10 protein-coding genes are annotated in these 14899 nt (G+C 48.1%); 7 read left to right on the top strand and 3 right to left on the bottom strand.

What is annotated here, in order from left to right; genetic code table 11:
- Positions 1 to 47: 47 nt before the first annotated feature.
- The 6 genes from BOCO_RS05125 (at position 48) to rlmB (ending at position 7648) form a co-directional block, all read left to right on the top strand.
- Positions 48 to 1211: a glycosyltransferase family 1 protein gene (locus tag BOCO_RS05125; RefSeq protein ID WP_094723027.1), complete on the top strand. Its 1164-nt coding sequence runs from the start codon at positions 48 to 50 to the stop codon at positions 1209 to 1211.
- 26 nt (positions 1212 to 1237) lie between these two features.
- Positions 1238 to 1642, top strand: coding sequence for a hypothetical protein (locus BOCO_RS05120; RefSeq protein ID WP_094723026.1), 405 nt, complete (start codon positions 1238 to 1240; stop codon positions 1640 to 1642).
- A 163-nt stretch (positions 1643 to 1805) separates the two neighbouring features.
- Positions 1806 to 3482, top strand: a complete 1677-nt coding sequence (locus BOCO_RS05115; RefSeq protein WP_094723025.1) for a sugar transferase — start codon at positions 1806 to 1808, stop codon at positions 3480 to 3482.
- A gap of 317 nt (positions 3483 to 3799) precedes the next feature.
- Positions 3800 to 4549, top strand: a complete 750-nt coding sequence (locus BOCO_RS05110; RefSeq protein ID WP_094723024.1) for a carboxymuconolactone decarboxylase family protein — start codon at positions 3800 to 3802, stop codon at positions 4547 to 4549.
- A gap of 129 nt (positions 4550 to 4678) precedes the next feature.
- On the top strand, positions 4679 to 6619 hold the full coding sequence (locus tag BOCO_RS05105; RefSeq protein ID WP_094723023.1) for a tyrosine-protein kinase domain-containing protein: 1941 nt from the start codon (positions 4679 to 4681) through the stop codon (positions 6617 to 6619).
- Between the two features lie 30 nt (positions 6620 to 6649).
- Positions 6650 to 7648: a 23S rRNA (guanosine(2251)-2'-O)-methyltransferase RlmB gene (rlmB, locus tag BOCO_RS05100; protein ID WP_094723022.1), complete on the top strand. Its 999-nt coding sequence runs from the start codon at positions 6650 to 6652 to the stop codon at positions 7646 to 7648.
- Positions 7649 to 7744: 96 nt separating this feature from the next.
- Here rlmB and BOCO_RS05095 read toward each other — a convergent pair whose 3' ends face one another.
- The 3 genes from BOCO_RS05095 to BOCO_RS05085 all read right to left on the bottom strand — a co-directional run bounded on the left by BOCO_RS05095 (position 7745) and on the right by BOCO_RS05085 (position 12861).
- A complete protein-coding gene (locus BOCO_RS05095; RefSeq protein ID WP_094723021.1) occupies positions 7745 to 9277 on the bottom strand; it encodes a DUF4032 domain-containing protein in 1533 nt (510 codons plus the stop codon).
- Between the two features lie 165 nt (positions 9278 to 9442).
- A complete protein-coding gene (locus BOCO_RS05090; RefSeq protein WP_094723020.1) occupies positions 9443 to 10570 on the bottom strand; it encodes an ABC transporter ATP-binding protein in 1128 nt (375 codons plus the stop codon).
- A 194-nt stretch (positions 10571 to 10764) separates the two neighbouring features.
- Entirely contained in the window at positions 10765 to 12861 is a 2097-nt protein-coding gene (locus BOCO_RS05085; RefSeq protein WP_094723019.1) for a beta-galactosidase, read from the bottom strand.
- 117 nt (positions 12862 to 12978) lie between these two features.
- On the opposite strand from BOCO_RS05085, the gene BOCO_RS05080 reads away from it, so the two are divergent.
- Positions 12979 to 14865 carry a serine/threonine-protein kinase gene (locus BOCO_RS05080; RefSeq protein WP_094723018.1) on the top strand — a complete coding sequence of 629 codons (1887 nt, stop codon included), beginning with the start codon at positions 12979 to 12981 and terminating at the stop codon, positions 14863 to 14865.
- Positions 14866 to 14899: the final 34 nt, after the last annotated feature.

Raw genomic sequence — 14899 nt, 5'->3', positions numbered from 1 at the left:
GTCATTAATACTACATTTGCGTATAAGGCAATTAAAAAGGACGAAACATGACAAAACCTCTTCACGTAGCTCAGGTCATGGGTCATATGTCCGGCGGTGGCGTTGAACAAGTCATTATGAACTACTACCGACATATAGATAGGTCTAAAATTCAGTTCGATTTCATCGTTGATTCTGATTCAAAATATATACCTATGGAAGAAATCAAGTCCCTGAATGGAAGCATTTATGTCGTGCCACCATACAAGAACCTCGTTAGCTATATTTACGCATGCGAACAAATTTTCAGTAAAATAAAACCAACAATTGTTCACTCGAATCTGAATTCTCTAAGCGTTTTCCCTCTAGCAGCCGCTAAACATGCACAAATTCCCATTCGCATCGCACATTGCCATACTGTCGCTAGCCCCATACAGTCCGAAAACTTAAAGGCATTTATTAAAGAAAGTTTAAAACACTTTTCAAAGATCTACCCTACACATTTAGCTGCTTGTTCCAAATCGGCAGGCGAATGGCTATTTGGAGAAAAAACATACAATAGCGGTAAAGTTCGAATAATTAAAAACGCCATCGATATCGAGAAATTCTCCTTTTCTTCTCAAGTTCGCAAGCAAAAGAGGGAAGAACTCGGAATACCACCTCACCAAATTGTAGTAGGCCAAGTGGGACGTCTCTGTAAAGTCAAAAATCAGCTTTTTACGGTCAAAATCTTTGCTGAGTTCCTTAAAGAGAACCCTGAGGCAGTACTAGTCATTGCGGGTGATGGCGAATTACGCTCTACACTTGAGGACAAAGTAGCAGCTCTAGGCATAGAAAACAATGTACGCCTCCTAGGTATGCGCACAGATATATCGGAGTTATACCAAGCTTTTGATGTCCTAATGTTCCCCTCGATGTATGAAGGTTTAGGCTTAACTGCCATAGAAGCACAATCCAGCGGACTCCCTGTTCTTTCATCCTCGAATCTTCCTGAGGATGTCTACGTCATTCCAGAACTCTTATATCCGCTTTCTCTCGACGAACCGATCAGCGCCTGGGTCGACAACCTACGCAAAGCTACTGTATACGGAAGAACTAAACGAAGCAACAAAGAGCTAACATTTCGCCGAAAGTTAATACTACAAAATGCTGGCTATGACATTAATAAAAATAGTCAAGCACTAGCTTCTTGGTATTTAAGTATCGCAGGCAACAATTTTGTTTCAATGTAAACGGTTTTCTTTCACCGGGGCATGTTATGCCTTACATTGAGATTGCCTTCTTCAGCGTATTTATAATATATTTTATACTGAAAAACAGAGCTTCCAACACTGAACATCTGCAGCAAGGCAAAGAAAAACAAATTGTACAAAAAGCAGCCTTACTGCAAAATATGGCTGTTTATAGTTGTGTGATGGGAATACTTGTAGGTGTGAGCGTTTTCTACGTCAATGTTTTTTATAGGTTCATGTATGATCTTTTCCCATTTGTGGTATTAGCCTTCCCGAATTTGGTTACTTCTACTTCAATTCAGCTGAACAAGCATATAAAAATTGCGCAAACTCTATGCGTTATAGCAGTTGTAGTCTTCTTCATTGCTTTCCTTTTTGTCCCCAAAGGATGGTTCGGAATAGACCCTTACACTCTTTACAAAAATACCTAGACTGTTTAAATCAACTTAAAAGTTGGGCTTTTTCGACATATCTATAAAATTAGGCTAGCTAAGTCGAAAGCAATTTTTACTAAAATCCTGGGGGGGGGGGTAAAGTAAACTTTAGGCGATATGGCACACCAATTATCTGCGTTAAAAAAGGGAAGTAGACGAGATGGAAGTTTCTCCTTCGCATACAGGAATGGAAGAATCTGCTCATACTTTTAACACGGTTACCGCCTATACGATGGACTCCCCTCAAACTTCTCGATCAAGCACCCCACGCTTCACTAACCAGCTCTTTGATCAAGCTGACGAATTCCACCCGGCCATCCAGCAAATAAAAAAGACTCCTTTGTGGTCATACATGTTTGTTGGAAGCATGGTAGCCGTTGATGTCGTCGCCATGCTCCTTGCACTGCTGGTTTGTGTGTCCGTTAACCCATCAGCACTCAGCAGTTTAGCCTTGCGCATGCATCCAGTGGTTTTTACCGTCATCCAGTGTGGCATATGGGTTCTCTGCTTGCTACTCTGCGGCACCTACCATCGGCATGTAATGTCCGAAGGCTACGAGCTGTACACAAAGATAATTAATGCAGCGCTGCTTACTATCGCTGTAACTAGTTGCTTAGCCTATATACTCAAGCTAGATTTACCACGCATTTCGGTGATCATCGCTCCCCTTTTAGCCTGTATTGCAGAACTCCTCGCTCGCTGGCAGATGAGGCGGGGACTCCACAAATGGAGGTCCAGAGGGCAATGCAAGTACCAGGCAGTGATTGTCGGTTCACCGGATGGCATAGATGCCATGCTTGCAAAACTCAACCGGAGCAAAGCAAGTGGTTATCTCCCCATAGCAGTCTGCCCGATCGCGCCCGATCCGAACGGTACTGATGGTGGTGTGATACCGGTTCCATATCACGGGCGCACACAAAGTACAGAAAATACCAATGCTAAAGACGGCAATAAATCACAACCAGGCAACGAAGCATTCAATCTCCCCGTAATAACCTACAATTCTCACTTGCCACGTGCCGCTGAAAGCAGAGGCGCCCAAATTATTATCATTGCAGACGTGATAACTCGTGACAGCGAGATCATGCATACCCTCCCACTTGCCGTAGAATCATTGGGAATTGAACTCGCGGTCTCTATATCGGTCGCAGATATTGGCGCTCACCGCATCGACTTAGATTATTCTGGTGATCAGCCGATAATGATAGCAACCCTTCCGCAATACTCCACTACTACGCGCTTTATTAAGCGGTTGGTAGACATCATTGGCTCAACGATTGCGCTTATCGTTTCAGGACCGCTTGTTATCTTGCCTGCTGCCATCGCTATCAAGCTTGAAGACCATGGGCCTGTTTTTTACAAGCAGAAACGCATCGGGCGTAACGAAGTACCCTTTGACTGCTACAAGCTGCGTTCGATGAGCGTTAACGCTGACAAAATGGATGCAACCGTAGCTGAAACAGACGGTCAACAGCTCGGCGCCCTCTTCAAAGTTAAGGATGATCCCCGCGTCACCAAGGTTGGCAAGTTTATACGCAAGTATTCCATAGATGAATTCCCGCAGTTCTGGAACGTCTTAAAGGGTGATATGTCTCTGGTGGGACCGCGCCCCCAGCGTCAGTACGAGGTTGATTGCTATGGGCCACTGTACTCAACGCGTCTGCTGGTCCGCCCTGGTATAACCGGTCCCTGGCAGATTTCCGGACGCTCTGACCTATCCCAGGAAGAAGCAGAACAATTGGATGTTTCGTACATTCAGCGCTGGTCAATCACTGGAGATCTTGCCATCATTGCGAAGACTTTCGTTGCTGTCCTCAAGCACCAAGGCTCGTACTAAGCTCAGCACTGCTACAGCGCCCAGCATCGACGTCTGACAGCGCCAGTATTTTCTCAGTAGACTGATCCCAATTCAGGCTTTATTGACAACTTCGCTTGTGTAAGAGGGCATAATCGAGTGTGAACAAAACTTGACTTTCAGTCAGTTTTGAACTTCTATAGGAATTGTCGGCTTTTAGTCTACGTCTAATTGCCGCAGTGTGTATCAGTGAATTACCATTCGGGTTGTGAGTACAGGGAAGTCACCTCACATCAGCGAACAAAAACAAACGGCACTACTGAATCCAAACAAAGAACGTATTATTTTAGGGAGAAACAATGGCAATGAAGCAAACAGCTGGACACGATCAACTGGGGGACTTTGCTCCCGAATTTGCCCATTTAAATGATGACGTCCTCTTTGGCGAAGTCTGGTCTCGCGAGAACAAGCTGTCGGCTCACGACCGATCAATGATTACCTGTGCTGCCCTCATGGCTATGGGGCTCTTCCCTCAACTACAAAGCCACTTAGCAATTGCTCAGCGTAATGGCGTCACCAAAACGGAAGTGGTCGAAATGATTACCCACCTGGCATTTTATGCCGGTTGGCCAAAAGCCTGGTCTGCTTTTGGTCTCGCTCAAGAGATCTACGGCGAAGACGCTGCTGCACCCAGTGATACAACGCCAGAACACGGGCCCTATCCGCTGGGCGAGCCGGCAGACGGGCCTAATTTCACCGGTCACGCTTGGTTGCAGATGTTGACTGAACCTGAAGCAGAATGTTCAGCGGGTAATGTGACCTTTGCACCTGGCTGCGTTAACCGCTGGCATACCCACCCACATGGGCAGCTTCTCATCGTGACAGCCGGTAAAGGCTGGGAGCAGGAAGATGGGCAGCAAGCGCGAGAATTACGGCCGGGTGACGTCGTCTTCTGCCCTGCTCACGTTCGCCACTGGCACGGGGCCTCACAAGCATCTTCCATGACCCATATAGCAGTCACTCCTGCTGCACAGGGCGAGCAAGCGGTTGACTGGCAGGAGTTTCCTGACACGAGCCAGTTGGACCAGCTCGAGGTCGAAAGTCGATGAGCGCACCGAAAAGGTCGCATTTTGACAAGGCTGTCGTTTTGTGTCGCATATTTTTTTAGCTGTATTGCTACACTGTAAAAGATTGGTGAACTTAAGTGAACTAATGTTGAACTACCGTGGGGGAATACCATGCGCCATACGATCCTCAAGAAAGTGATCGTAGCTCTCATAACTTTTACGTTAACATTTCTGCTGGTACTTGGGTACGGATTTACCCGTCCAAGCAAATACACGGCTACAGCAAAGCTACTAGCTTCATATGGTGGAGGTATCAACGCTTCCTCTCCCAGTGATGCTGCTTCTGGAATGTCCTACGTTCAAGCCCAATTAAAAAACTACCCTCAACTAGCTAAGACAGAAGTTGTTTTAGAACCAGTTATCGAAGAACTCAGCCTTCCCATGGACGCTACACAATTAGCCAGCATGGTTACCCTCAATAATCCAGATGGGACCCTTTTACTCAACATAACTGTCAATGCAGGCAGCGGGCAGCAAGCAGCAGATATTGCAAATACCCTAGCTGAGCATTTCGTAGAGAATCCCCAGGGCCCGCAAAGCTCCACAGACCAACTACCAACCCAATTGACGCTTGTTCAAAAGGCTATAGCCCCAACAAAACCGAGCACACCTAGCATATATGTGTACATCATTGTGGCAATAGGCCTTGGTTTCGCAGCTTCAATCTTTGCCCTCTACTTGACGCAGCAGTCTTCCAGAAAAGTAACAGATGCTGAAGAAGTCAAAGAACTCATTGCGGCCCCACTCTTAGGAGAACTTTCAATTGCTAACACCAGGAATAGTGCTCAGCGTAGACTAGGAATAGACCCGGCTAGCAGAGAGAACTATCAATACATCAAAGCTAATATCACGTCCCTCACCCACATGACCAACTCCTTCAGCGTCAGTGGGCGCACGCTCGTGGTTTGCCCCCTTCAACAATCTGAAGACGCCGCCACTGTTGCCATTAATATTGCAACCGCGATTGCGTCCGAAAAAATGCGAGTGCTCCTCGTAGACACGGACCTAAAGCACCCGCAGTTACACTACCGCCTTAACCTCATGAACCAAGTTGGCTTTAGTGAACTCTTAAATAACCAAGCCAATATTGCAGAGGCAATTCACCCCACAAAAATTGAGTATCTTTCAATCCTCACCGCAGGCAGATCTCTGCATGCTTCTGAGATTGCCACCAATTCCATACGCCTGCAAGAAATACTGAAAATTATTAAGTTTGATTACGATTATGTAATCTTCTACAGCCCGACTCCAGCCCAAGACAAGAACACCCTGCTCTTAGGTAATTTTGCTGATGGGTACATCCTCATAACGGACACAAACACCCATAAAAAAGATTTGATTGCAGCCACAGCAGAAATTCAGACTACTGGAACACCAATCATAGGTTTCATTTTTTCCCAATTTTCTCGCCAGCCATCGAGCAAAAAGAAAAAACTCCCCAGCCACAGCAGAGAGGGAGTTTTAGCTAATACTGTCACGACTGATGAACACCTTGAACCTGTCCAAAGACGCACCCTGAATCAGCCTAATGAACCGACTTACAACATACCGACCAACAACCTCGATCCTGACGTCTTAATCGTAGAAACCGTTGATACGCACCAGCCCGGGAATCTCAGTAACCCCTTAGAGAATAATGAAACGATCGAGGTATCTGAAATCGTTTCGCCCGAAGAACCTCTTCAAACTCTGAGCACTACCAGTTCTATTGAGCCAGATAACACCGATGAGAAGAGCGAATCCTTAAGCTCTGACCACATCGTTGAAAGCAGCAAACCTAACCAAGGCATCAAGCAAGAGACAACCGTCTTTACTGTTGACCCCGATCAAGTTGAGCAGTCAGATAAACCCGAGGAAGAGACTGTAGTAGAGGAAACCAACAAGTCAGGAAAACCCATTGAGCAAGATAAGCAGAACGAGCCAGAAAAACCAGGGCGGCCGGGTAAAGCGCTCGTAACCACTGAGTCTCATCAAACCGACGAACCAGTCGAAGACGTTCAGCAAGCTAAACCGAATAACAATAACCAGTCCACGACTACAGAAAATAACTAGCGGTTCCGACCTGCCCGTAAGATAGAGACTATGGCAAAAAAGAAAGGCCCTACTAAAGGTTCGGGCGGCAAACACCGGGGAAAACTACGCGGCAAAGGGCCGACACCAAAGGCAGAAGACCGGGTGTATCACAAGGCATATAAAGCTAAGCAAGAAAACTTAAAGCGGCAGGCTGCCGACCCCAGACTCGCAGCCAGGCGCAGGGCTGATCGTTTTTCAAGCGACCCGAGCGATTTAGTGCTGGGACGCAATGCAGTTCTTGAGGCTTTACGTGTAGGCGTACCTTCCAGCCAACTCTATATCGGTACTCGCATTGAACACGATGACCGCACACGAGAAATTATCAAACTCGCTGGGCAAGAAGGTCTGAACATCTTAGAGGCTGACCGCTTAGAACTCAACCACATAGCTCATTCCAGCAATCATCAAGGTGTCGTACTCAAGGTACAACCTTATGAATACTCGTCCTTGGCAAAACTGGCAGAGACTGCTGAACGACGTGCGGCAGCCTTAGCTAATGTAGGCGGACCCACAAGCGTCAAGGCACGCCCTCTGTTTATTGCTTTAGACGGTGTCACCGATCCGCAGAACCTAGGAGCTGTTATCCGTTCAGCGGCAGCATTCGGCGCTGCTGGTGTCATTCTGCCTGAACGACGATCTGCTTCAGTCACTGCCGCTGCTTGGAAGGTCTCTGCCGGAGCAGCTGCCCACCTGCCTGTAGCACGAGTTGTCAATCTGACAAAAGCCATACAGGGACTGCGCGAGCGAGGCTACTATGCTGTCGGTTTAGATGGCGATGGCAAGGTTATGGTTGGTGAAACCGGATTTGAGCTGGACCCACTAGTGGTCGTACTCGGCTCCGAAGGCAAAGGGTTGAGCAGACTGGTTAGAGAAGCCTGTGACACAATAGCCAGTATTCCCATTGCAAATACAGTTGAATCACTCAACGCTTCTGTAGCTGCTGGTATTTCCCTCTATGCGGTTGCAAATGCCCGTCGGAAGGCCAGTTTAAGCAATAAAGCAGCTTAATCGCTGAGGCAACTTCCGGGCTTGGTAACGAAGGGTCTAGCAGGACAGGGTTGGAACTACCTGCTAGACCCTTCAAGGTATATATTCAGATTTGGATTAACTGGCCCAAACAGAATCATCTTGACCATCACGGTAAAGTTCATCAACATCGTCAGAGTCAGCAGAATCGTCGCGTTCATGCTTATCCCGATCCTGCTGAGCGATACTCGTTCGCCCTCTGCTTTGAGCCGCATCGCTCCACTTCCTATCGTCATCCACCACAACTGCATCAGCCTCATCATTGATCAGGTTCATATCGTCAGTTGAAATCTTGTATTCAGGCAGAGACTCCTCAATATAGTGGTGCACAGCTTCAGCCATAGGCACATCATGCCCCGCTTGTTCTGCCAAAAGCCACCGCCGGGTGAGGACCTCATGGAAGAACTGAGCTGGTTGGATTTGACTGCGATACTCGACAGGAATCATGTGAACCGTGGGTTCAAAAACCTCACGCATCCAGTCAGTAGCCACAATCTCCAAGTCTTCCCCCTGCCGCCAAGTGGAAGTCCGATATACATCTAAATCATTAAGCAGACGTCGAGCTTGGTTCTCCTGTACGTCTAAGCCGGTAAGCCTGAGCAGTTTACGGGATGCATAGCCAGCATCCACCACTCTTGGACGGACAAGAACCTGCTTGCCATCCTCATCAGTCTTCATCTCCAGCTCATCAACGTAAAAGCCTAGATCGTTGAGATTATTCACACGCTGTTCAATCTTCCACATTTCGTCGGGACTGAATGACTCAGTGTCGGTGAGAGCCGACCACAGGGATTGGTAGCGGTCAGCCAACCTATTACCTACTGCTACCTCGTCCACATCAGAAGAGAGCAGATTGCCTGAATTCAGATCCATCAATTCACCAATAATATTGGTTCGCGCTAAGTCAATATCGTATTCACGCTGGCCATCAGTAAGCGTCGGATAAAGAGCACCGGTCTCAGCATCGACAAGGAAAGCCGCAAAAGAGTCAGCATCACGCAAAAAGAGCACGTTGGATAGGGAGACATCACCCCAGTAAAAGCCGCCGAGGTGTATGCGAACCAGCAGTACTGCTAGAGCGTCAATAAGCCTTTCAGCAGTATCTGGGCGCAGGTTGCGAGCAAAAAGAGCACGGTAAGGCAGAGAGAATTTGAGATGTTTGGTAACTAAAATGGCTTCCAATGGCTGCCCTTTGGCATCATGACGACCAGTAACCACTGCGATCGGCTGCACAGTTGGCAGGTTTAACTTTTGCAGCTTGCGTAAAAGTTCGTATTCACGCTCTGCCACCTGTTGCGTGATTTCTTTCATGGCATACACTTCATTGCCCACATGTACAAAACGAACCACGTGCCGCGAAATACCTCGAGGTAGGTTTGCCAAGAGGTCACGGGGCCAAGTTGCTAGCGGCTTTTCCCATGGCAGCGTGAACATTTTAGGATTTGAACTAGCAGCTGTAATCCTCAAAGCATCTGGGGTATGTCCATCGGAAGAGCTCGCTGGTGCATTAACTGAAGTAGCTTGTAGGGCCCGTGGATCTAAATCCGAAGAATGCCTTTGACCTAGCCGCTCTCCACCCGTTGAAAATACTGACGCATTCGCCTCGTTCATAGTCCCCAATCTAACCTGAACCCGCCTATATTGGACCACAGTTGTCTTCATACAAATGTGGCCCCGTGCGTCAAACACAGGGCCACAAAAACAGACAGTAAAACGCCTGCTATTCGCCCAATCTCATAGGCCCACAAGCCTACAATCTCAGACGATTGTTACTCATCAGTTCAAACGCAGTTCAGTTGATGGAGCAAAGAGATGCATCTTAGCTGGATCGATGTGGATTTTAACTACATCGCCCACCTTCGGTAGCTGACGAGGATTGACACGAATAGTTGTTAACTTATTCTGATCGGACATAACCGTTGCCTTCTGAGCAGGGCTATTGTCGGTTATGATATTGCCGTAAATGTATCCGTCAGATCCCAAATCTTCCACATTTGCCACCGCAAGGGAGAAGGCATCAGAATCACCCGCTCCAGCTAATGTGGCATCTTCAGGACGGAAGCCGACCACAATCTGGCCATTGTCCTCCGGAGTAAGCTTATCTACGGCTTCCCGAGGCAGACTTACGGTGTCCTCACCAATCTTGGCCTGACCATCAACGACTGGATGGATATTGATATTCATTGATGGTGAGCCAATGAAACCAGCCACAAAGACATTGTCTGGGTGATCATACAGCTCTGTTGGAGCTCCAACCTGTTGCAGAATACCCAGCTTGATGACGGCAATACGATCGCCCATAGTCAAAGCCTCGGTCTGATCGTGAGTCACATACAAGGTAGTAACACCGAGCTGACGCTGCAAGGCAGCAATCTGGGTACGAGTCTGGACACGGAGCTTAGCATCCAAATTCGAAAGAGGCTCATCCATCAGGAAGACCTTGGGTTGACGGACAATAGCGCGACCCATAGCTACACGCTGACGTTGACCGCCTGAGAGAGCCTTAGGCTTGCGGTCTAGGAATTCGGTAAGATCGAGAATCTCAGCTGCCTTCTCGACCCGCTTACGAATTTCATCTTTAGGAGTTCCAGCAATTTTCAGCGCAAAACCCATGTTATCTGCCACAGTCATGTGTGGGTAGAGGGCATAGTTCTGGAAAACCATTGCAATATCACGATCTTTGGGCTGCATAGTTGTGACATCTTTGCCACCAATTGAGATGCGTCCCTTATTGACCTCTTCGAGACCAGCCAGCATGCGTAAAGTCGTTGACTTACCGCACCCAGAGGGTCCGACGAGAACTAAAAATTCACCATCTTTTATATCCAAGCTGAGATCGTCTACCGAGGGGTCAGCATTTCCTGGGTAGATACGACTAACATGGTCGAATACTACTTCTGCCATTGAATTATCCTTTCATCGGCAGGTACGTGCCGAACGATCCGTAGTGAAGGAATTTCCACTGTAATACCGCCTCAAAACCTAGCCAACAATGGTGAGGTCAAGCGGTAATTGTTTATTTGTATGGTTAAGAGTAATTACTCACCCTTGAGCCATAAACTATTATACACCTTGCACTTACCGCTAACCCCAATCTTTTATAGAGAAGCCGATGCTTCCTTCTCGTCTTTCAGGACAATAACACCATTAGGATCAATCCGGGCATGCCCGTCATCCACCCCAGCTAGTGAGGCTACCAAAGGTTCTCCTGCAAGGTCTAATTCTATCTCATGGTCACAGCGATTAAAGAGGAACACAAATTTAGTGCCAGTTTCTTGCTGTTCCCGCTCGACACGCAGAATATCTCCATTACCACCAGCTTGTTCGAAGGTTAAGTCCATTTCCGTAAAGAGTTCAGGAAGACTCAAAACTAACCCCTCGCGTCCCAGCTTACAGGCAACGTACGCGGCCTTGCCTTCACCAAAAGTGTTCACCGTAATGGCAGGCAAACCATTGAGGCCAGTGTGCTTCGGAGCTTGGAAACTGGCTACGACTCGCGCACTTGCTGCCACAGATGTAATCACATCTGCCATATCATGCGCAACTGCACCGTTGTCGAGCTGTAAATAGTTCAGAGCCCCCTCATCGGAACCCATAGGTATGAACTCCTCAGAACGTATTCCCACCACATCACGGATCGACCCAGGATAACCGCCGAGCCAAACATGGTCTCGTTCGTCTGAAATACCAGTGTAATACGTAACAAACAGTTTCCCCCCGCCAGATACGTAGTCTCGTACCCGCTGAGAGTTGGCTTCGTCCAAAATATAAACAGCTGGCAGCACTGCTGCCTGATACGTGTCCCAGGCCGCAGAAATCGGCAATACGTCTGCCCTGATACCGAGGTCAGCTAACGCCCTGAACCAGTCCAAAGGTTCCGTCCAATGCCGCACATGCTGGGAAGGAGTAGCCGTATGCTCAGTAGCCCATTCGCTTTGATAATCCTGAACGATAGCAATCGGAGCTTTCGCAAGGGTGGTACCCACCAGTCCTTCTTCACTCAACAGACGCAAATCTTCGCCCAACTCGCATACGTCCCTGAACACTTGAGAATCCTTACCAGCATGAGGAAGCATAGCTGAGTGAAATTTCTCAGCACCCGCCTGGGATTGCCGCCATTGGAAGTAGCAAACAGCGTCAGCACCAAACGAAACGTGTGCCATTGAATCACGAACGAGTTGTCCGGGCTCTTTGCGGTAGTTGATAGGTCTCCAGTTAACCGCACTAGTAGAATGCTCCATCAGCCACCATGGTTCTTTACGAGAGATACCATCTACTAAAGCCGATGAGTATGCTAGCTCGTCCAAATGCTGCTCACCCGGCGAGAAGTAATGATCATTAGATACAAAATCAACCTCTCTCCCCCAATCGTCATAGTCCAAGGTCGAACCAAGTGATGAGACCATAAAGTTGGTAGTAATTGGCAAATCTGGCGTGATTTCTTGTATAAGATCTCGTTCAGCCATGTAAAAAGCTTTGAGTGCATCCGAGCTAAAACGCTTGTAATCCAAGAGCTTGCCGGGATTCATGAAGTTGAAGTCACCAATGTACCGAGGTGGCAAAATCTGGGTAAAATTGTCTAAATGCTGGGACCAAAAAGCTGTACCCCACGCTTCATTGACGGCATCTATTGTCTGATAACGCTGCTTACACCAATCCTGGAAGGCTCGCATAGCATCATCGGAGTAATCAAAACGGTTATGGCAACCATACTCATTGCCAATATGCCAACCAACAATCGTCGGATTATCCTTATAATGTTCAGCCAAGGCACGGCAGAGCTGCAATGCATAATCACGGTAGATTGGACTAGTTGGACGCCAATGCTGCCTAGCACCTGGCCAAATCACATCCCCTCGCTCATTACGCAAAAGCACCTCGGGATGTTCCTGGGTAAGCCACAGGGGCGGAGAGGCTGTAGCAGATGCCAGTAAAACCGCTATGCCTGCCTTACCCAACTTATCAATAACTCTGTCTAGCCAATCAAAATCATAGATTCCTTCTCGCGGTTGCAGCTTAGACCAAGAGAAAATAGCGACTGAAACAACATTGACTCCGGCCTCGCCCATGAGTTCAACATCTTCATCCCACACTTCTTCTGGCCACTGATCAGGGTTATAGTCACCCCCATACCAGATCCTACTTGGCTGTTCTTTCAAAGGCTGTGGCCAACGATGACTTCTGGAATCCACCATATATTGCTCTCCTTCACTCACAACTCTGTGTTCAGCAAGTAGTATCAGGAAGCTCCGACGAATGTAGGAATGTCAGTTGATGCGTAGATGTTCGCGCACTAGACCACAATAGGAGTTATGAGCAGAGTAGACGCGCTGAATTTGCAGGTTGGCGACGTAGTAGGCGGATATACGCTGGTAGCTCCTTTAGGAGGCGGAGCCATGGGGTCTGTCTGGCGTGCCCGTGACGACGGCGGCCAAGACTACGCCATAAAAGTACTCAGAGATTCTTTGACTTCAGAAGAAGATAATCATGATTCGCTAGACCCCCAAGAGCGAGCAGAACAAGTTTCAGCTCGCGAGCGCTTACGGCGAGAAGCTATGGCCCTGCAACGCATACATCACCCGGGTGTCTGCCAGATAGTAGATATGGAGTTAGATGACTCTTTAGCGTTTATTGTCACTGAACTGATAGATGGTCTGAATTTACATGACGATGTAGCAACTAATGGTCGGTATACAGGTGATGATTTAGAGCGGTTGGCAAACAAATTAGTAGCAGCTGTGCAAGCTGTGCACGCTGCCGGAATTGTTCACCGAGATATTAAACCAACTAACGTGATGATTTCAGCGGCTGGACCAGTACTTGTGGATTTTGGTATTGCCATGGGCGAAGGCGAAAGCCATGTGACACGCACCGGCCTAGTAATGGGTACACCAGGCTTTATTGCTCCCGAAGTCATTGATGGAGCAGAATCGGACGTGCACTCAGACTGGTGGAGCCTTGCTGCTGTTTTAGCGTATGCAGCTTGTGGCAGACCGGTATTTGGCTCTAAACCAATGATGGCTGTCTTAGAACGAGCCGCCTCAGGCAATGCTGATCTCAGCGGGCTTCCTCTTGCCACCAAAGAAGCCTTCCAAGCAGCCTTGAGTCCCCACCGGCAAGACCGACCTAGCCCGCAAGCCCTGCTTGACGCTATCAGTAGAGATGCTTTGGATTCCCCTACTTTCCATGAAAGCAGCGAGGAACCTACCAGTGAAGAATCTACAGAGGTGATGCTCCCTTTTGGCACAAACTCTTCCACTCCAAATGATATTGGCCAAACCCGCCAATTAGCAGAGGAGGACTACCTACGCAACCCTAGACTGGCTTGGAATCAACCACCAACCCAGCTGCTTCGACCATACAGTCGTAATGATCAGGAAAGCACTGCTACCTTGGTGGGCAACACTAGTGTCCTTCCTTTCAGTCCTTCCTACCAGGGTGGTGAAGGAGCTGCCTACCCCTCTGTTCCTGACGCGCTCATTCGGCGACGACTGTATCTGAAGCAAGCCAATTGGACGATTGTGTTGGTAGGTGTACTCATAGGCTGTCTGGCAGCCTTGGAACCATTCGCTGCACTCTTTCTTAGTGGATTGCTTCTATGGATGCTTTCTGCTTGTGGCCTGAGCGTCGGCACCCAGATCTCACGAGAACTGAAACGAGGCAGCGGACACAAGGCCACAGACATGGCCATACGCCTTGCAACCCTCCCCTGGCAGATACTAAAAAGCTTCCTAATGACACTTCCCCGGGTACTGCTGCTAGTGCTGGCTTATTACATAACCCTGGTTGTTGGCAGCTGGGCTTTTGGACAACCTCATATCACTGGATACCTTTCTTGGGCTGCACTAACCGTAAGACTGCCATTACCAGCGGGATCATCGTTATCGATAACTGGCTTGCTATCAGCCTTATGTGCTTGTATCGGTTGGATTGCGGTAGCTCGCACTGTCGGCAGAACTCATGTAACACCTGAAACTGCCGCTCCCAGCTGGCATGACTGGCTTCTGGCTGTGAGCTTAGGGGCTGGTGCCTTGGTTGGTAGACCTTCACAAGAAACAGGTACACAAGCAGTGCATACAAAACGTCAGCTTGTGCTTGTTCTCCTTTGGGCTTTCATACTCCTCATATTGATTATCTTTGTACTACGAGGACAGTCTTTAAACTGGGCTCCACTACCCTTCGATGAACCAGCCATTTAAATACTTATTGGCTTATACCTGTAGAGACAAATAC

Origin of the sequence: Bombiscardovia coagulans, assembly GCF_002259585.1 — a bacterium.
In the GTDB taxonomy this organism is placed as follows: domain Bacteria; phylum Actinomycetota; class Actinomycetes; order Actinomycetales; family Bifidobacteriaceae; genus Bombiscardovia; species Bombiscardovia coagulans.
Note: the sequence above shows the minus strand (reverse complement) of the source record. Positions and strands in the feature narration are given on the sequence as shown.